This is a genomic window from Catenuloplanes nepalensis, from assembly GCF_030811575.1.
Taxonomy (GTDB): Bacteria; Actinomycetota; Actinomycetes; order Mycobacteriales; family Micromonosporaceae; genus Catenuloplanes; species Catenuloplanes nepalensis.
On sequence record NZ_JAUSRA010000001.1, the window covers coordinates 8,386,871 to 8,405,072 of the forward strand.

The 18,202-nt window shown below is 71.9% G+C and carries 17 protein-coding genes; 14 read left to right on the forward strand and 3 right to left on the reverse strand.

Going from position 1 to position 18,202, the window contains the following annotated elements; all coding sequences use genetic code 11:
* The first annotated feature begins 73 nt into the window (after positions 1-73).
* The 4 genes from J2S43_RS36395 (at position 74) to J2S43_RS36410 (ending at position 5,538) form a co-directional block, all read left to right on the forward strand.
* Positions 74-1,300, forward strand: coding sequence for a CynX/NimT family MFS transporter (locus J2S43_RS36395; protein WP_306839686.1), 1,227 nt, complete (start codon positions 74-76; stop codon positions 1,298-1,300).
* A 171-nt stretch (positions 1,301-1,471) separates the two neighbouring features.
* A complete protein-coding gene (locus J2S43_RS36400; protein ID WP_306836948.1) occupies positions 1,472-2,938 on the forward strand; it encodes an efflux RND transporter periplasmic adaptor subunit in 1,467 nt (488 codons plus the stop codon).
* A gap of 129 nt (positions 2,939-3,067) precedes the next feature.
* The gene (locus J2S43_RS36405; protein ID WP_306836950.1) at positions 3,068-3,793 is read left to right on the forward strand and encodes a response regulator transcription factor; all 726 of its coding nucleotides are present in this window, start codon (positions 3,068-3,070) and stop codon (positions 3,791-3,793) included.
* Between the two features lie 74 nt (positions 3,794-3,867).
* Entirely contained in the window at positions 3,868-5,538 is a 1,671-nt protein-coding gene (locus J2S43_RS36410) for a sensor histidine kinase (protein ID WP_306836952.1), read from the forward strand.
* A gap of 263 nt (positions 5,539-5,801) precedes the next feature.
* Here J2S43_RS36410 and J2S43_RS36415 read toward each other — a convergent pair whose 3' ends face one another.
* On the reverse strand, positions 5,802-7,463 hold the full coding sequence (locus J2S43_RS36415; protein WP_306836954.1) for a glycosyltransferase family protein: 1,662 nt from the start codon (positions 7,461-7,463) through the stop codon (positions 5,802-5,804).
* 43 nt (positions 7,464-7,506) lie between these two features.
* Positions 7,507-8,049, reverse strand: a complete 543-nt coding sequence (locus J2S43_RS36420) for a Uma2 family endonuclease (RefSeq protein ID WP_306836956.1) — start codon at positions 8,047-8,049, stop codon at positions 7,507-7,509.
* Positions 8,050-8,267: 218 nt separating this feature from the next.
* Between J2S43_RS36420 and J2S43_RS36425 the strand changes: the two genes are divergently transcribed.
* The 4 genes from J2S43_RS36425 to J2S43_RS36440 are packed head-to-tail and all read left to right on the forward strand — an operon-like array spanning position 8,268 to position 11,885.
* A complete protein-coding gene (locus J2S43_RS36425; protein ID WP_370881701.1) occupies positions 8,268-9,395 on the forward strand; it encodes an efflux RND transporter periplasmic adaptor subunit in 1,128 nt (375 codons plus the stop codon).
* Positions 9,392-10,129, forward strand: a complete 738-nt coding sequence (locus J2S43_RS36430) for an ABC transporter ATP-binding protein (RefSeq protein WP_306836960.1) — start codon at positions 9,392-9,394, stop codon at positions 10,127-10,129. Before J2S43_RS36425 ends, J2S43_RS36430 begins: the two co-directional genes overlap by 4 nt.
* Positions 10,126-11,322: an ABC transporter permease gene (locus tag J2S43_RS36435; RefSeq protein WP_306836962.1), complete on the forward strand. Its 1,197-nt coding sequence runs from the start codon at positions 10,126-10,128 to the stop codon at positions 11,320-11,322. The genes J2S43_RS36430 and J2S43_RS36435 overlap by 4 nt, the downstream gene beginning before the upstream one ends.
* An 11-nt stretch (positions 11,323-11,333) precedes the next feature.
* Positions 11,334-11,885: a DUF5666 domain-containing protein gene (locus tag J2S43_RS36440; protein ID WP_306836964.1), complete on the forward strand. Its 552-nt coding sequence runs from the start codon at positions 11,334-11,336 to the stop codon at positions 11,883-11,885.
* Between the two features lie 11 nt (positions 11,886-11,896).
* Here J2S43_RS36440 and J2S43_RS36445 read toward each other — a convergent pair whose 3' ends face one another.
* Positions 11,897-12,247: an STAS domain-containing protein gene (locus tag J2S43_RS36445; RefSeq protein ID WP_033339298.1), complete on the reverse strand. Its 351-nt coding sequence runs from the start codon at positions 12,245-12,247 to the stop codon at positions 11,897-11,899.
* A gap of 181 nt (positions 12,248-12,428) precedes the next feature.
* Between J2S43_RS36445 and J2S43_RS36450 the strand changes: the two genes are divergently transcribed.
* Genes J2S43_RS36450 through J2S43_RS36475 form a run of 6 tightly spaced genes read left to right on the forward strand, consistent with a single transcriptional unit; the run spans position 12,429 to position 18,096 of the window.
* Positions 12,429-13,295: an STAS domain-containing protein gene (locus tag J2S43_RS36450; RefSeq protein WP_306836968.1), complete on the forward strand. Its 867-nt coding sequence runs from the start codon at positions 12,429-12,431 to the stop codon at positions 13,293-13,295.
* On the forward strand, positions 13,295-13,723 hold the full coding sequence (locus tag J2S43_RS36455; protein ID WP_306836970.1) for an STAS domain-containing protein: 429 nt from the start codon (positions 13,295-13,297) through the stop codon (positions 13,721-13,723). The genes J2S43_RS36450 and J2S43_RS36455 overlap by 1 nt, the downstream gene beginning before the upstream one ends.
* The gene (locus J2S43_RS36460) at positions 13,720-14,145 is read left to right on the forward strand and encodes an ATP-binding protein (RefSeq protein WP_306836972.1); all 426 of its coding nucleotides are present in this window, start codon (positions 13,720-13,722) and stop codon (positions 14,143-14,145) included. Before J2S43_RS36455 ends, J2S43_RS36460 begins: the two co-directional genes overlap by 4 nt.
* 41 nt (positions 14,146-14,186) lie before the next feature.
* The gene (locus J2S43_RS36465; RefSeq protein WP_306836974.1) at positions 14,187-15,182 is read left to right on the forward strand and encodes an ATP-binding SpoIIE family protein phosphatase; all 996 of its coding nucleotides are present in this window, start codon (positions 14,187-14,189) and stop codon (positions 15,180-15,182) included.
* The gene (locus tag J2S43_RS36470) at positions 15,179-16,540 is read left to right on the forward strand and encodes a sensor histidine kinase (RefSeq protein WP_306836976.1); all 1,362 of its coding nucleotides are present in this window, start codon (positions 15,179-15,181) and stop codon (positions 16,538-16,540) included. Before J2S43_RS36465 ends, J2S43_RS36470 begins: the two co-directional genes overlap by 4 nt.
* Positions 16,537-18,096, forward strand: coding sequence for a SpoIIE family protein phosphatase (locus tag J2S43_RS36475; protein WP_370881702.1), 1,560 nt, complete (start codon positions 16,537-16,539; stop codon positions 18,094-18,096). The genes J2S43_RS36470 and J2S43_RS36475 overlap by 4 nt, the downstream gene beginning before the upstream one ends.
* Positions 18,097-18,202 lie beyond the last annotated feature (106 nt).

Consider the following 18,202-nt stretch of genomic DNA (forward strand, 5'->3'; position numbering starts at 1 on the left):
CCTTACACCATCCTCCGAGAACTGGCCCGAATTCATCCTACGAATTTACGATGGGCTCGTGTCGACCTCCCCCATGGTGCTGGAACCCGCCGCCGCCGTCGCCCCCGCGGTGCGCGGACGCGCCCGTGGCACGCTCCTCGTGCTCGCCGCCATGCTGCTGGTCGCGCTCAACCTGCGGACCTCGATCACCAGCGTCGGCTCGCTGCTCACCGAGGTCCGCGAGGGCCTGCAGCTCTCCGGCCTGATGGCCGGCGTGGTCACCACCATGCCGACCATCGCGTTCGCGTTCTTCGGCGCGTTCACGCCGGTGCTGGTCCGCCGCTTCTCCGCGCCGCGCGTGCTGGTCGCCGCGATGGTCGCGCTGGTCGCCGGCCAGGCGCTGCGCGTCGCCACCGGCTCCGCCGCGGTCTTCGTGATCACCAGCGCGCTCGCGCTCTCCGGCATCGCGATCGGCAACGTGCTGATGCCGATGCTGGTCAAGCAGCACTTCCCGGAGCGGACCGGCCTGGTCACCGGCGCGTACTCGGTCTCCATGTCGATCGGCGCCACGATCGGTGCGGCCGCGACCGTGCCGATCGCGCACGCGTTCGGATCATGGCGGGCCGGTCTGGGCGTCTGGGCGATCCTCGCGCTCGCCGCGATCCCGCTCTGGCTGCCGGCCGCGCTGCGTCATCGCGCGGCGTCCCGGGCGACGGCGGTTCCAGGAGCAGAGACCATCGCGCGGGTACGCCCGGGAGCCACCCGCCTCGGCTGGGCCATGGCGATCTTCTTCGGCGCGCAGTCGCTGAGCGGATACGCCGCCATGGGCTGGCTGCCCACGCTGTTCCGGGACGCCGGCTTCTCACCGGAGAACGCCGGGCTGCTGCTCGGCATCCTGTCCGTGGTCGGCGTGCCGATGGGCCTGATCATGCCGTCGCTGACCGCGCGGCTGCCCAACCTGCACGGGCTGATCCTCGCGCTGGCCGGCCTCATGATCGTCGCGTACCTCGGCATGATGCTCGCGCCGAGGGCCGGCGCGTACCTCTGGGTGGTCGTGCTGTCCGTGGGCCAGAGCGCGTTCCCGCTGGCCCTGACCGTGCTCGGCCTGCGCGCCCGGACCGCGGAGGGCACGGTCGCGCTCTCCGCGTTCGCGCAGAGCATCGGCTACCTCTTCGCCGCGCTCGGCCCGCTGCTGGTCGGCTACTTCTACGGCCTGACCGGCGCCTGGACCGTCCCGATGCTCTTCCTCGTCGCCGTCGCCCTCCTCCAGGCCACCGCCGGCCTCGCCATCGCCCGTCCTCGCTTCATCGAAGACGAATAAGCAGCTCAGCATCGAGGACTCCCCGTGACCGGCTTTTCTTTGGTGATCCAGGCGGTGGGCTCTGAGGGGGTTCCCAGCGGGGAATGAGCGGGTCGCGAGGCGCGGTCGTGAGACTTCGCCGGTCGAGTGACGACCGGATGGGGTGTGGACGTGGTACTGCGGGGTCGACGGATGCGGATCGCGGTCGGCGTGGCCGCCGCGGCGGTCGTGGTGGCGGGCGCGTCCACCGCCTACGCGCTCACCTCGGGCGACGAGGAGGCCGCGGACGGGCCGTCGCTGGTCGCGGCGGACACCGGCGACGTGACGCTCGCGGTCGCGGCCACCGGCACGCTCGCGCCCGCGTCCACCCGGAGCCTGAGCTTCGGCACGTCCAGCGAGGTCACCGCCGTCAACGTGCGGACCGGCGACGTGGTCAAGGCCGGCGACGTGCTCGCCGAGGTGGACGCCACGGACGCGCGGGAGGCGGTGGACAGGGCGGCGGAGGAGCTGGCCGCGGCGCAGGAGGAGTTGTCCACGGCGTCGTCGTCGGAGACCACCACCAGCTGCGTGTCGGACACCGGTGGGGGAGCGGTCTACTCCTACGCCACGTCTGGGACCACGCCCACGCCGGCGCCCACGGGCAGCGGGAACCCGGCACCGGCCGTCACGGTCACCGTGACCGAGACGGTCACGGTCTACGTGACCGTGCCCGCGTCGCCGTCCGCCTCGCCCTCGTCATCGCCGTCCACCTCGCCGTCCGCCGGCCCGTCGCCGTCCGGCACCCCGTCACGCCCCACGACCGGCGGAAGCCCGTCGACCGGCACCGGCCCCAACGGCGGCGGCTCGACCGGCGACACCGACGGCGGCACCGACGGCGGCGGCGTCAACGGCGGCTCGACCGGCGGTTCCGGCTCAACCGGCGACGGCTGCGGCGGCGAGACCGGGACCAGCGGCACCAGCGGCACCGGCGAGAGCGAGAGCGGGAGCGGCGAGAGCGAGAGCGGGAGCAGCGAGAGCGGGAGCGGCGGGCGGAGCGGTGGCACCGGTGGCGACGCGGTCTACAGCGCGCAGACGAAGGTGACCAGCGCGGAGGTGGCGCTGGCCGAGGCCGAGGAGGCGCTCGCCGGTGCCGTGCTCACGGCGCCGGTCGGCGGGAAGATCCTCTCCGTGGCCGGCGGGGTCGGCAGCAGCGTCAGCTCCGGCAGCGCGTTCATCTCGCTCGGCGACATCGGCGGCATGGAGGTGCGGGCGGACTTCCCGGAGGCGGACGCGGGCCGGCTGAAGGTCGGCCAGGTCGCCGCGGTCACGCTCGCGGACCGGCCCGGCGAGACGTTCCCGGCCGCGGTCACCCAGATCGACCCGGTCGGCACGGCCACGGACAGCATGGTCACCTACGGCACGCTGATCACCTTCGACACCGTGCCGGAGGACGTGCTGATCGGGCAGAACGCGCAGGCCACGATCACCATCTCCGCGGTCACCGGCGTGGTCCGGGTGCCGTCCTCGGCGATCCGCGACGTGTCCGGCACGACCGGCGTGGTGACGGTCCGGGCCGATGGCGTGGACACGGCCCGCACGGTGGGCGTGGGGCTGGTCGGCGACGCGTACGCGGAGATCACCTCGGGTCTGGCGGCCGGCGAGAACGTGCTGGCGGGCTGATACCCGTACCCCCGCTGGTCTGCGGTTCTAAGATTTTGTTCAGTTTTCTTCGACATCGTTCCGAGGCACCTTCGATAGAAGTTGGAGCCGGCGTCCACCATCGGGTGGGGAACGGCAGGAGGCAACACGGTGCGTCAGCAGAGCGAAGTACGGCCAACCAAGGTGCTCGTCGTCGACGACGAGCCGAACATCTGCGCGTTGCTGTCGGCCACGCTCCGCCTGATCCACTTCGACGTGCGGGTGGCGAACGGCGGGCACGAGGCGCTGACCGCCGCCACCGAGTTCGAGCCGGACCTGGTCGTGCTCGACGTGATGCTGCCCGACCTGGACGGCTTCCAGGTCGCCCAGCGGCTGCGCGCGGGCTCCCGCCCGGTCCCGGTGCTGTTCCTGACCGCGCGCGACGCGGTCGAGGACCGGATCTCCGGTCTCACCGTCGGCGCGGACGACTACGTGACGAAACCGTTCAGCCTGGAGGAGGTCGTGCTGCGGATCCGCGCGATCCTGCGCCGCAGCCGCGGCGACGCCGACGAGTCCGAGGACAACGGCCTGCTGCGGTACGCGGACCTGGAGCTGGACGAGGACGCGCACGAGGTCCGCCGCGGCGGCAAGCTGGTCGAGCTGTCCCCGACCGAGTTCAACCTGCTGCGCTACCTGCTGGTCAACGCGGGCCGGGTGGTCAGCAAGGCGCAGATCCTGGACCGGGTGTGGAGCTACGACTTCGGCGGCGACGGCCGGATCGTCGAGTCCTACGTCTACTACCTGCGCAAGAAGATCGACCGCTGGGAGCCGCCACTGATCCACACGGTCCGCGGCGTCGGCTACGCCCTGCGGCTGCCCCGGAGTGCCGACGAGTGAGCCGGCCCTGTCCGCGGCCGTCGAGCCCTTGGCGGCTTCGGCGGTGGCGGCACTGGACGCTGCGATCCCGGCTGGTGCTGGTGATCGCGTCGCTGACCGCGGTGGCGCTGCTGCTGGCGAACCTGGCCGGCGTATGGCTGCTGCGCAGCTACCTGACCGACCAGCTGGACGACCGGATCGTGAACCGGATGGAGGATCCGGTCATGATGATCAACCGGATCTGCGACACCGGATCCGGCTCCGCGGTGGATCCCGGCGAGGCGTTTCCTCCGGGCGGCCCGCCGCAGCGCAACCACGGCTGGCCGGGCCCGCTCGCCGGACCCGAGCAGCTGCTCAGCCTCTACCGGCTGGACGGCACGCTGCTCTGCACGGACCGGCAGGACGGCGACGCGCAGGTCGAGCAGCCCGACGTGCTCGCGCAGGTCGGAGCGCCGGAGCCGACGACGGTGCGGATGACCGACGGCACCTCCTGGCGGATCACCGTGCAGGAGGTGTCATTGGTCGTCAACGACACACCGGTGACGCTGCTGACGCTCAAGGGCGCGTCGCTCGCGGACATCGACCGGACCGCGAACGGCCTGCTGCTCATCAACCTGGCCGTCGAGCTGGTCGTGCTGCTGCTGCTCGGCCTGTTCGCCGCCGTGGTCGTCCGGCTCGGCCTGCACCCGCTCACCCGGATGGAGGCGATGGCCACCCGGATCAGCACCGGAGATCTCTCCCACCGCGCCGACGACGCGGACCCGCACACCGAACCCGGCCGTCTCGGCATCGCGCTCAACTCCATGCTGGCCCGGATCGAGGCGGAGGTGAGCGCGCGCACCGCGTCCGAGGCCCGGCTCCGCCAGTTCGTCGCGGACGCCGGCCACGAGCTGCGCACGCCGCTGACCTCGATCCGCGGCTTCGCGGAGCTGTACCGGCGCGGCGGCTCCCCGCCCGGCCCGGTGCTCGACGAGACGATGAGCCGGATCGAGTCCGAGGCCGCCCGGATGGGCCTGCTCGTCGAGGACCTGCTGCTGCTGGCGAAGCTGGACGAGCAGCGCCCGCTGCAACGCCGGCCGGTCGACATGCTGCAGATCGCCGCGGACACGATCCGGGACGCGCACGCCCGCGCGCCCGGCCGCCCGATCCGCCTGGCCGCGCTCGGCCCGGACGACGACGCCGACTTCGAGCCGATCACCGTCCTCGGCGACGAGCACCGCCTCCGCCAGGTCGCCACGAACCTGGTCAACAACGCCCTGGTCCACACACCCCCGGACGCCCGGATCACCATCCGCGTCGGCCGCTGGACCGCCACCCACCGCGCCGCGGCGCCGCCCGCCGCCGGCATGCCCGGCTACGGTGCGCCGGCACAGGCCGTGGCCGGTCAGGCAGCCGGGCGTCAGGCCGTGGCCGGTCAGGCAGCCGGGCATCAGGGGACGGAACAACCGCCGTTCGCCGCGGCGCAGCGCTCCCGCACCGGTCGGCAGCAGCCCGTCATGGCGCCGATCGTGGCCGAGACCACCGCCTACGCGGTACTCGAGGTCAGCGACACCGGCCCCGGCATCCCACCCGAGCACGCGGAACGCGTCTTCGAACGCCTCTACCGCGTCGAGAGCAGCCGCGCCCGCGGCAAGGCGGGCGCCGGCGGCTCCGGCCTCGGCCTCTCCATCGTCGCCGCGATCGTCGCGACCCACGGCGGCCACGTCGAGCTGATGACCGCCCCCGGCCAGGGCGCTACCTTCCGCGTCCTCCTCCCCGTGGAGTGACCGGATCCTCCGAGGCCGAGGACCAGCTCAGGAAAGCCGGCTATCGCAACGCGATCGTCTGCCTCCAGGCCGAAGATCACGACCCAGGGGTACGTGGAACACTGCTACCGCACGGTGATCGGTGGATTCACTGCCACGCCGGCACCTGCTCCTAGGAGACGGCGTGGCTATCGAGTGGTCGGTGCGTGTCAACCGGGCGTTCAGGCTCGACGACGCTGCGCCGTGACTACCAGCCGCTGCGCGCCGCGGAGATCTGACCGGCGCTAGCGGTCTTCCTGATAAATCAGGTAGCCGCCGGCCGGCGTGACGTCGAAGACGCGGAGGGTGCGGTCTCGGAACGCCGTGAAAGCGTCGTCCAGTGTGGAGCCGGCGGGCAGCACCCAGGCCGGGTCCGGGGCGGCGCGGACCACGGTGCCGTAGACCGGGAAGCGGTCGCCGCGCTGGTTGAGGCGGGTGTCGACGACCGCGCAGATGATGCGCTCGCCGGTGAGGAACGTGATGCGGTCGCAGGTGTCGCGATCGGAGTAGATGCGGGTCGCGCCGGCCTCGTCGAGCGCGGCCACGAGCGCGCGGTCGTCGTCGGCCGCGGCGGAGAGCCCGGGAGCGCTGAGCACGAGCGCGGCGGTGGCCGCGACCGCGAGCGTGAGCACGGCGGCGAGCACGGCCGAGCCGATCAGGCCGGCGAGTGCGGCCGCCAGCGTGCGGGCGCGGCGGCCCCACAGCCGGGCGGCGGCGCGCCAGAGCGGCCACAGCACCGCGGGCAGCGCGATCAGCGTGTAGTGCAGGTTCTTCGCCGCGCCCGCCGGGGCCAGCGCGGAGTTGGCGGTCAGGAAGAAGACCGCGAGCGTGATCGCGGCGGCCAGGATCAGCGCGAGCCGGCCGGCGTGCCGCGGGACCCGCCCGGGCGCCGCGTTGCCGAACCCGCGGATCGCGGCGATCAGCGCGACGAGCAGCAGCACGAGGTACGCCGGGCCCCACCATGCCTGCCAGGCCACGCACTCGCCGGGCGCGCACAGGCCGGCGCTGATCGGGACCGCGGTGAGCAGCATGCCGGTCAGCCGGTCCGCCAGCGGCGCCTCGATCAGGTTGCCGCTGGCCAGCACGAGCAGGTCGAACGGGCTGCGCGGCGCACCGAGCACGGCGTAGGCGATCAGCGGCACCGCGCCGAGGGCCGCACCGCCCGCGACGATCAGCCAGACCAGCGCGCGCCTGAAGCTGAGCAGCAGCATCACGCCGGCGGCCGCGACGAACGGCAGGACCCACCAGTGCGTCCACACCATCACGCCGGCCAGCACGCCCCAGCCGAACAGGCCGAGCCCCGGCCGTTTCAGCTCGGCACCGGCCAGGCGCACGGTGAGCAGCAGGAGCAGGGTGACGGCGAGAAGCATCTCCGGGTACGCCCCGGCGCCGGTCAGCTCGTCGCGGATCACCCGGTCCGAGCCGAGCGCGAACAGGCCGATGGACAGCGCCGCGAACCAGGGCGTGTAGAGCCGGCGGAGCAGCATGAACGCCACGATCAGGAACCCGGCGAAGCAGATCAGCGCGGGCAGCCGCACCGACCACCACCCGGTGCCGAGCACGCGCACGAACGGCGCCGCCAGGAACGCCTGCAGCGACCCCATGAACCGCTCGCTGTCCAGGAAGAGCGGCAGCTCCTGCCCCTGTGCGATGCGCAGCGCGGCCAGCCCGGCGCCCGCCTCGGCCGCGTCGCCGGGCGGCACCTCGCCGCGCACCAGCAGCACGCGGTAGCCCAGCGCGACCAGCCCGAAGAAGATCGCCCACCCGGCCGCCGATCGCCGACCGGGGCTGTCCGACGGCCGCCGGTGGCCGCGTGGCTCCGGCCGCCCGGTCAGCACCGGCACGCGCCCGCCACCGCGCACCGGACGATCGTCCCGGCGCACGCCCTCGGCCGTCCCGGCGCTCACCGATCGAGTTTGCCACACCCGACCGGCAAGTATTGAGATCTTGCTATCGGCTCAGCAGGTCCGCCACACGAAGCGTCACGGCGATCGGCGCGGTCAGCGCCAGAGAGTCGGTGGATACCGCAACCTCCGCGTAATGCTCACCCGCCAAGCGCAGCAGTCGCATACTCTTCGTTTCCGGCTCCACCAGGAGGTACGCCGGAATACGCGCGGCCGCGTAAAGCTGCACCTTGATTACACGGTCAGTAGCGGCATTGCTCGGCGAGACGATCTCGACGAGCATGTGAACCTCGCCGGCCTCGACGGTGCCGCCCTCCTCGTCGGTATCGGCCACCACGATGTCCGGAATGACGATGCGGCCAGGACGAAGCCGAACGTTGATCGCCTCGATGACCACCAGGCCGGCGGCTTCGGCCGCGGGCTCCAGAAGATTGGCCAGCCGTCGCGAGATTATCCGATGCTTTTTGCTGGCGGACGGGCTCACCAACAAACTCCCATCGATCAGCTCGATCCGCGACGGGCTCTGGCCCAACGCGAAATAGTCCTGCTCGGTCCACGGACCGTCGTGCTCCAGCACGGATGCCGTCATGGGTATCGCCCTCCAAACGGAGAATGGAGCTTCGGCCTGTCTCGCATTCATGGCTGATCAATGGGGACGCGCTTCTCAGTCCGCTCCGAGGCTGTCCTGGGGTGGCGTCGAGAGGGGGCGGCGACGCTACGCGCATGTCTGTGCGACGACCCTTCTTCGCTCGCCGCTCCTCCTGGATTGTCAATACCGGCCTCGGCCTGGCAATCGTCGGTGTCGGCGTGTGGGCCTATCTCTCCTTCGTCCAGCCCGCGCGCGGCGAGGCGACCGCGAACGCGAGCACCACGCGGACGCTGACCGTGCAGCAGGGCACGGTGACCGCCACGGTCAGCGCGGACGGCACGGTGACCAGCGCGAACACGGCGAGTGCCGACTTCGGCACGTCCGGCACGGTCACCGAGATCAACGTCAGGGTCGGTGACGTCGTGAAGAAGGGGCAGGTGCTCGCGAAGATCGATCCGACCGCGGCGGACCGGAGCCTGGCGGCGGCGCGGGCCGACCTCACGGCCGCGCAGGACGCGCTGGCCCGGGCCGAGGAGGCGGGCAGTGACACCACGTCCGCCGAGACGCAGGTGACGCAGGCCGAGCTCGCGGTCGAGGCCGCGGAGGAGGCGGTCGAGGGCGCCACGCTGACCGCCACCATGGACGGCACCGTCATCACGATCAACGGCAGCGTCGGGGGTACGGCGAGCGGCTCCTCATCAAGCGACGGCGGCCAGAGCGGCCAGAGCAGTCAGAGCAGCACCGGCACCGCGTTCATGGAGATCGCCGACCTGGGCACGCTGCAGGTCACGGCGTCGTTCGCGGAGGCGGACGCCACGAAGCTGGAGGAGGGCCAGGCCGCGACCGTCACCTGGAACGCGCTGACCGGCGTCACCGCGACCGCGACCGTCGCCTCGATCGACCCGAGTTCGTCCGCGGAGGGTGAGTCGGTCACCTACGGCGCCACGCTCACGCTGGCGGAGACGCCGGACGGCGCGAAGTCCGGCCAGACCGTCTCGGTCGCGGTCACGACCGGCACCGCGGAGAACGTCGTGATGGTCAACTCGGCCGCGATCACGTCCAGTGGCCGCGGTCACACGGTCACCACGGTGGTCGACGGCCAGCAGGTCGCCACGGCCGTGGAGATCGGCCTGGAGGGCGACACGATGACCGAGATCACCTCCGGGCTGGCCGCGGGCGACCAGGTGCTCTACACGATCGAGGAGAGCACCGGCGGCAGCTCCGAGCAGGGCGGCGGGTTCCCGGGCGGCGGCTTCACCGGCGGTGGCCCCGGCGGTCTCACCGGTGGCGGCGGAACGCGTGGCGGCGGCGCGGCGGGCGGCGGCACGGCGGGCGGTGGCCGGTGACGACCGCCGCGACCTACCGCTGGGCCGACGCGCCGGCGAAGGCCGGAACGCCCGTCCTCGACGTGCGGCAGCTGCGCAAGGTGTACGGCGAGGGCGAGGCCACCGTGCACGCGCTCGCCGGCGTGAGCCTCACCGTGCAACGCGGCGACTACGTGGCGATCATGGGCTCGTCCGGCTCCGGCAAGTCCACCCTGATGAACATCCTGGGCTGCCTCGACATCCCGTCGACCGGCCGCTACCTGCTGGACGGCGTGGACGTCAGCGAGCTCTCCGACCGGCAGCTCGCGGTGGTCCGGAACCGGTTGATCGGCTTCATCTTCCAGTCGTTCAACCTGATCCCGCGTACCACCGCGCTGGCGAACGTGGAGCTGCCGCTCGCCTACGCGGGCGTGAAACCGGCTGCCCGGCGGAAGCGCGCGCTGGCCGCGCTGGACCTGGTCGGCCTCGCGGCCCGGGCCGGCCACGAGCCGAACCAGCTCTCCGGCGGCCAGCAGCAGCGCGTGGCGGTGGCCCGCGCGCTGGTCACGGAGCCGGCGCTGCTGCTCGCGGACGAGCCGACCGGAAACCTGGACAGCCGTTCCACCGAGGACGTGCTGAAGATCTTCGACGACCTGCACGCGCAGGGCCGGACGATCGTGCTGATCACGCACGAGGCCGAGGTGGGCGCGCGGGCCGGCCGGCTGATCCGGCTCTTCGACGGACAGGTCCGGTCCGACGAGAGGAACCGCCGGTGAGCACCTGGGAGATCCTGAAGTTCGCCGGGAAGGGCGTGACCGCGAACAAGCTGCGCTCCGCGCTCACCATGCTCGGCATCCTGATCGGCGTCGCGGCCGTCATCCTGCTGGTCGCGGTCGGCAACGGCTCGGCGGCCGCGATCCAGAACCAGATCTCCGCGCTCGGCACGAACACGATCACGGTGATGAGCACGAACCGCGGCGGCACCACGAACACGGCGCTGACCACGGAGATCGCGGACGCGCTGCGGGACGAGACGCTGGCGCCGGACGTCGAGTCGGTCTCGCCGGTGGTCAGCGCGTCCGGCACGCTCACCTACGACGGCACCGACCACGAGATCAGCCAGTTCGTCGGCACCGGCGGCAGCTATCTGGCGGCGCAGTCCTACGAGATCGACCGGGGGGCCGCGTTCACCGACGCGGACGTCGCGCAGGCGAAACGGGTCACCGTGATCGGGCAGACCGTGGCGGAGGAGCTGTTCGAGGGCGTCGACCCGGTCGGCGAGCAGGTCACGGTCGGCGGCGCGCTGTTCACCGTGGTCGGCGTGCTGGCGGAGAAGTCCTCGTCCGGTGTGCAGGACGCGAACGACCTCGCGATCGCGCCGCTCACCGCGGTGCAGCAGACGCTCGCCGGGTACGGATCGCTCAGCTCGATCGTGGTCGAGGCGGTCTCCGCCGACCGGGTCACCGCGGCGCAGAACGAGATCGCCACGATCCTCGACCAGCGACTCAAGGTCTCCGACGGCGGCACCGCGCCGTACCGGATCCAGAACGCCTCTCAGCTTCTGGAGACGCAGACCGAGACCGCGGACACGTTCACCGTGCTGCTCGGCGCGGTGGCCGGCATCTCACTGCTGGTCGGCGGCATCGGCATCACGAACATCATGCTGGTCACGGTGACCGAGCGGACGCGGGAGATCGGGATCCGGAAGGCGCTCGGCGCACCCCGCCGGGTGATCCTGACCCAGTTCCTCGCCGAGGCCACGATCCTGAGCCTGACCGGCGGCGGCCTGGGCGTGCTGATCGCGGTGCTCGGCAGCCGGTTCGAGATCGCCGGTGTGCAGCCGGTGATCGTGCCGAGTTCGGTCGTCCTGGCGCTCGGCGTCTCCGTCGCCATCGGCCTGTTCTTCGGCGGCTACCCGGCGAGCCGCGCCGCGAGCCTCCGCCCGATCGACGCACTTCGCTACGAATAGGAACCCAGACCATGGCTTTCAGAAGATCGAAGCACCGGGGTACGGACACGGTGGTGCTGGAGAAGCCGGCCGGCGACGGGCTGGCCGCGGAGCTGGCCGCGGTCGCGCCGAGGCAGTGGCGGAACCGGTGGACGCCGGTCCTGGCGGCCGTGTTGCTGCTCGGTGGCGGCATCATGGCGGGCGTCGAGATCCAGCAGCGCTGGGGCACGGCGACCACCTCGGGCCCGGGCGGCGGGATGACGTTCCCCGGCGGTGCGGCCGGTTTCCAGGGACGCCAGGGTGCCGACGCGGGCACGGGTGATCAGGCGGCCCAGCCGCAGGCCACCGCGACCGCCACGGCCGGTGGGGCCACCGAGGGCACCGTGAAGCTGGTGAACGGCAGCACGGTCTACATCGTGACCGCGGACGGCCGGACGATCACCGTGAAGACCTCCGACGGCACGACGGTGCGGAAGGCGGAGGAGGGGGCCCTCAGCGACCTCGCCGAGGGCGACACCGTCACCATCGAGGGGACCACGGCCGACGACAACTCGGTGACCGCGACCACGATCACCGAGAAGTGAGCGGAAACGCTCTAGGCGGACGCCGGCGCGCCGTCCACGGCCTCGTCCACGGTCGGGTAGGTCTGGAGCACCTCGACCAGCCCGCTCACCTCGAGGATCCGCAGCACCCCGCGCTGCGGTGCCGCGAGCCGGACCAGGCCGCCGCTGTCGTCCGTGCTGTTCTTGGCGCGGACGAAGACGGACAGGCCGGTCGAGTCGCAGAACGAGACCTCCGCCAGGTCGAAGACGAGCCGGGTGCGGCCCTTCTCCAACAGGTCGGTGATCTGATCCTGCAGCTGCGGGGCGGTGGCCATGTCGAGCTCACCAGCCACCGACACGACGACGACGTCGTCGCGCTGTTCGGTCTTAACCGTCAAGGACATTTAGCCGACCTCCTGTTATGGACGAAACGCTACTCCACCGGCGGCATGCTCGCAGTGTCAGGCCGACGCCAAATACTTGGCGTCAAGCAACTAACCCCTGTTGCTCCGGTGATAGTGTCCCACCGGTCGGTCAAGGCTGTGATCCCCCGGCGGCGACCGGTGGGTCTGACAGGAGGCGAACGTGGCGCTCAGCACGGAGGCAGCGGGTCGGCTCGCCGCGCTGCTCGACGAGCACCAGGACAAGATCTCCGAGCTGTGGGTTCGTCAGGTGGCCGCTACGCTGCGTGGTCGGTTGAGCCAGGGCGAGCTGGACCGACAGGTTCGTGAGCTGTTCCGCACCCTGCGCGAGGTGCTCGCCGAGGGCGGCGCGGAGCTGCGGGGCGGCGACGGCGGCGAGGTCCGCGCGCTGCTGGCCGAGATGTCCCGCTCGCGCGCGCTCCAGGGTTTCACCTCCACCGAGACCGCGGTCAGCGTGTTCGCGGTGAAGGAGGCGTTCGCCACCGCCGTGGACGTGTACAACACGGACTCGCAGACCATGGCCGACTACATCGGCTTCGGCTCGTTCATCGACGACCTCGGCCTGTTCACCTTCGCGGCGTACGCGCAGGCGCGCGAGGAGGTCATCGCCGACCAGGCGGAGCAGCTGCTGGAGCTGGCCACGCCGGTGGTCAAGCTGTGGGACGGCGTGGTCGCGGTCCCGCTGGTCGGCACGCTCGACTCGGCCCGCGCCCAGGTGGTGATGGAGCGCCTGCTGCAGACGCTGGTCGACACCGGCTCGCCGTACGCGATCATCGACATCACCGGCGTCCCGGCCGTGGACACCCAGGTCGCCCAGCACGTGCTGAAGACCGTGGTGGCGGCGCGGCTGATGGGTGCGGAGTGCATCATCTCCGGCATCCGCCCGCAGATCGCCCAGACGATCGTGGCGCTCGGCATCGAGTTCGGCGACATCGCGACCAAGGCCACGCTGGCCGACGCGCTCCGGCACGCGCTGCGCCGCACCGGCAACGACCTCGCCCGGCGCGGCCCGGCCCGGGCGGAGGGCTGATGGAGCGGATCCCGGTCCTCAAGATCGGTGACTTCCTCCTGGTGTCGATCCAGGTCGACATGGAGGACCAGATCGCCCTGCAGTTGCAGGAGGACCTCTCCGACCGGATCGTCTCGACCGGCGTGCACGGTGTGATCATCGACATCACCGCGCTGGACATCGTCGACTCGTTCGTCGGCCGCATGCTCTCCACCATCGCCGCGATCTCCAAGGTGCTGGACGCCGAGACCGTGGTGGTCGGCATGCGCCCGGCCGTGGCGATCACGCTGGTCGAGCTGGGTCTGTCGCTGAACGGCATCCGGACCGCCCTGAACGTGGAACGCGGCATGGAACTCCTCGCCCGCGCGCGCGAGGAGGAGCTGAGATTCCTCGGCGGCGACGACGAGGCGGCGGCGTCCGGCTCGGATGGGACGGCGGTGACGTCGTGACAACGGGCTTCGCCGGTGCCGCGGATGCCGGCGAGACGCTCGTGATCGCCGCGGACGAGGACGTGGTGCGGGTCCGGCAACACGTCCGGACGGTCGCGGTGAAGGTCAAGCTCTCGCTGGTGGACCAGACCAAGCTGGTGACCGCCGCCAGCGAGCTGGCCCGCAACACGCTTGTCTACGGCGGTGGCGGCAAGGCCGAGGTGACCGTCGTCGACAACGGGCGACGACGGGGTGTACGAATAGTCTTCAGCGATCAGGGGCCCGGGATCGCCGACCTGGACCTCGCGCTCACCGACGGTTACACCACCGGCGGCGGGATGGGGCTCGGGCTGAGCGGGTCCCGGCGGCTGGTGGACGAGTTCGACATCGAGACGGCGGTCGGCGAAGGCACCCGCATCACGGTGACCAAATGGTCGCGCTGAGGCGATCCCTCCGGCACTGAGCAGTAAGAGGGGCGCTACCCATGTCCGACGAGGGCACCTGGTTCCGCATCGACAACACCAGTGTCGCGTCGACGGTGCGGCGTGCCGCCGATCGGCTGGCGGAGACGCTCGGTCTCGCCGAGGGACCCGCGGCCGACCTGTCGATCGTGGTCGCGGAGATGACCAGCAACCTGCTCAAGCACGCCGTCGAAGGCTCGATGCTGCTGCGCCCGGTGCGCACCGCGGAGACGGCCGGCGTGGAGGTCATCGCGTCCGACTCCGGGCCGGGCATGGCCGACCTGCCGCGGTTCATGCGCGACGGCCACACCACGTCCGGCACGCTCGGCATCGGTCTCGGCGCGATCGCCCGGCGGTCCAGCTGGTGTGACATGCACTCGGTGCCGGGCAAGGGGACCACGCTCGCGGTGCAGGTGTGGCCGGGCGCGGCGCCGGAGCCGGCCTGGGCCGCCGGCACCAGCCGCCCGATCACCGGCGAGCAGATCAGTGGCGACGGTTACGCGATCCGCGTCGCCGGCGACCGGCACCAGGTGCTGGTCAGCGACGGTCTCGGGCACGGCCCGCTCGCCGCCGCCGCCAGCCAGGCCGCGGTGAACGCGTTCCGGCACGCGCCCGCCGTACCCCCGGCTGCTCTGGTCGAGAACCTGCACCGGGCGATGTCGCACACGCGCGGCGCGGCGCTCGCGATCGCGGAGCTGGACGCGGCCGCCGGGCTGGTGCGTTACGCCGGCCTGGGGAACATCGCCGGCACGATCGTGGAGGGCTCCAGCCGTCGCGGCATGATCTCGCTGCCGGGCATCGCCGGGCATCAGCGTCGCCAGATCAAGGAGTTCGAGTACCCGATCGGCCCCGGGGCCGCCGTGGTGATGCACTCCGACGGCGTGGTGGACCGCTGGGCGCCCGGTGACTACCCGGGTCTCAGCACGGTGTCGCCGGTGCTGGTGGCGGCGACCGTGTTGCGCGACGCCGGTGTGCGGCGCGACGATGCCTGCGTGCTGGCTGCGAGACTTCCGTCATGAGCGAATACGTTCTGCTCAGGATGGCCCTGCGGCGCGAGCACGATATCTTCGTGGTCCGGCAGCGCGGTCGGGAGGTGGCGGCCGCGGCCGGTCTCGATCACCAGAACCAGATCCGGTTGGCCACCGCGCTGAGCGATCTCGGGCGGCTTCTGCTGCCGGTTCCCGGCGGGGCCGATGTGGCATTTGTTGCGCAACCCGGAACTCCTCCTAGGCTGATGGTGGAGATTGTCGCCGGGCCCGGCGCGACCGCCGTGCTGGCGGGTGATCCGGCGGCCGCGGCGGGACGGTTGGTGCACGAGATGGAGGTGGACGGTGGCGAAAGCACGACGCGGGTGCGGCTGTTCCGCCGTCTTCCGATCGGCGCCGCGCCGTTGACCCCGGAGCGCATCGCCGCGCTGCGCGTCGAGCTGGCCGGTAACGCTCCCGGCACGCCGCTGGACGAGCTGGCCGTGCAGAATCGCGAGCTGATGTCCGCGCTGGATGAGGTCCGCGCTCAGCGTGACGAGCTGGCCGAGACCAACCAGGGCGTGATGGCGCTCTACAACGAGCTGTCCCAGGAGCTGGAGGAGACCAACCGCGGCGTGGTCGCGCTCTACAACGAGCTGGACGAGAGGTCCGCGCAGCTCAAGGCGGCCAGCGAGGCGAAGAGCAGGTTCCTGGCGAACGTCAGCCACGAGCTGCGCGCGCCGGTCACCGCGGTGATCGGCCTGACCCGGCTGCTCGCCGACTCCGGCTCCGACCCGCTGACCGGCGAGCAGGCCCGGCACGTCGATCTGATCCGCGGCTCCGCGACCGACCTGCTGACGCTGGTCAACGACCTGCTCGACCTGGCCAAGGCGGAGGCCGGCCGGCTGGAGCCGGCCTGGACCGAGGTGGACCTGCGCGCGCTCTTCGGGCAGCTGCGCGGCACCGCCCGCGCCGTCATCACCCGGCCCGAGGTGCAGCTGGTGGTGGCGGATCCGCCGACCGGTTCGGCCGTGACCTCGGACGAGGCGCTGCTCACCCAGGTGCTGCGCAACCTGCTGACCAACGCGATCAAGTTCACCGAGCGCGGCACGGTCTCGATGGAGCTGCGCGCCGCGACCGGCCAGGACGGCTGGGAGATCGAGGTCGCCGACACCGGCATCGGCATTCCGCCGGAGCTGCACCAGCGCATTTTCGAGGAGTTCTACCAGGTGCCCGGCAGCTCGTCCGGGCGCACCGGGACCGGTCTCGGCCTGCCGTACGCGCAGCGGCTCGTCACGCTGCTCGGCGGTTCGCTGCACCTGGCCAGCGAACCCGGAAAGGGCAGCGTGTTCACCGTCGTGCTGCCGAGCCGGCCGATGCCCCCGGCGCCGGCTCAGCGTGACGAGGGGTGAGACGGGTGCACGTGGAGCCGGCGACCGTCCTGGTCGTCGACGATAATCCCACCAAGAGATACCTCCTGGTCAGCTGGCTGAGCCGGGCGGGCTATGCGGTCGTGGAGGCGGAGACCGGCGGTGAGGCGCTGGAGCTGGTCGAGGTCAAGCCGATCGACCTGGTCGTGCTGGATGTGCGTCTGCCGGACATGTCCGGCTTCGAGGTCTGCGAGCAGATCAAGGGCAACTCGAAGCACGCCGCGCTCCCGGTGGTGCACGTCTCCGCGCACGCGGTCGACGTGCAGGACCGCGCGCACGGGCTGAACCGGGGCGCCGACGCGTACCTGGTGGAGCCGATCGAGCCGGAGGAACTGGTCGCCACCACCCAGGCGGTGCTGCGCTACTACCGGGCTCGCAAGCAGGCCGAACAGCTCGCGAAGCGGATGGCGCTGCTGGCCGAGACCACGCTCGCGATCAACTCGGCACCCGACTTCCCGCGCCTGCTCGCGGCCGCGGCCCAGGGCGCCGCCAAGATCTTCGAGGGACCCGCGGCCGTGGCGACCGCCACCGCGGACGGCGACCTCTGGGCCGCTACCTGCGAGGACCCGGAGCACACGCCGTCACTGAATCCGTGGCGCCCGGATCAGGGCCAGGACATCGCGGTCGGCACCACGTTCCACACCGAACCGGCCGAGGCCTGGCCGTTGCTGACCTGGCGGGACGATGACCTGGTCGGCGTCGCCACCACCCGGATCAGGCCGGACCGGCCCGCGGTGCACGTCGCGGTGCAGGCCGCCGCGAACATCCCGGGCGCGCCGGTGCTGCGCCAGCTCGCGCAGGCGATCGCGGCCGCGGTCGAGGCGCAGCGCTCCTACGACGAGGAGCACCGCATCGCGATCACGCTCCAGCGCAGCCTGCTGCCCCGCCGCCTGCCCGACGTGACCGGACTGGACCTCGCCCGCCGCTACGAGCCGGCCAGCGCGCACACCGAGATCGGCGGCGACTTCTACGAGCTGACCATGATCGACGGCCATCTGCTGGTCGCGATCGGCGACGTGGCCGGCCACTCGCTGCACGCCGCCACGGTGATGGCCGAGCTGCGGCACGCACTGCGTGCCTACGCGGTCGAGGGCCACCCGCCGGGCACCATGCTGACCCGCATCAACCACCTGATGATGACGCTGCTCCCCGGCGAGGTCGCCACGGTCTGCGTGATGCTGATCGACCCGGCCACCGGCCACGTGCGGATGTCCAACGCCGGCCACCTGCCGCCGCTGCTGATCACGGACGGCCGCACGGAGTACATCGAGGACCGCGGCCCGCTGCTCGGCCTGCGCGCCGATCGCCCGGCCGACACCGAGTTCGTCGTGCCGCCCGGCGCCACGCTCGTGCTCTACACCGACGGCCTGATCGAACGCCGCGACGCCACCATCGACGACGGCCTTCGCGCGCTCGCCGCGGTCGCCTCCGCCGGCGTCGACGACCACCTCGACGACTTCTGCGACCGCCTCCTCGCCGAACTCACCGGCGAGGAGATGAGCGACGACACCGCGGTCGTCACGCTCCGCCGCCGCTGAGAAGATCCGGTTCATTTTCCCGCTTCCGGCGTGGGCACGTTCCTGGTGCTCCCGCGGGCACCGGTCGTCGCTGGCGCTCCTCCCTGCAGGATGGGTGGGTGGCTGA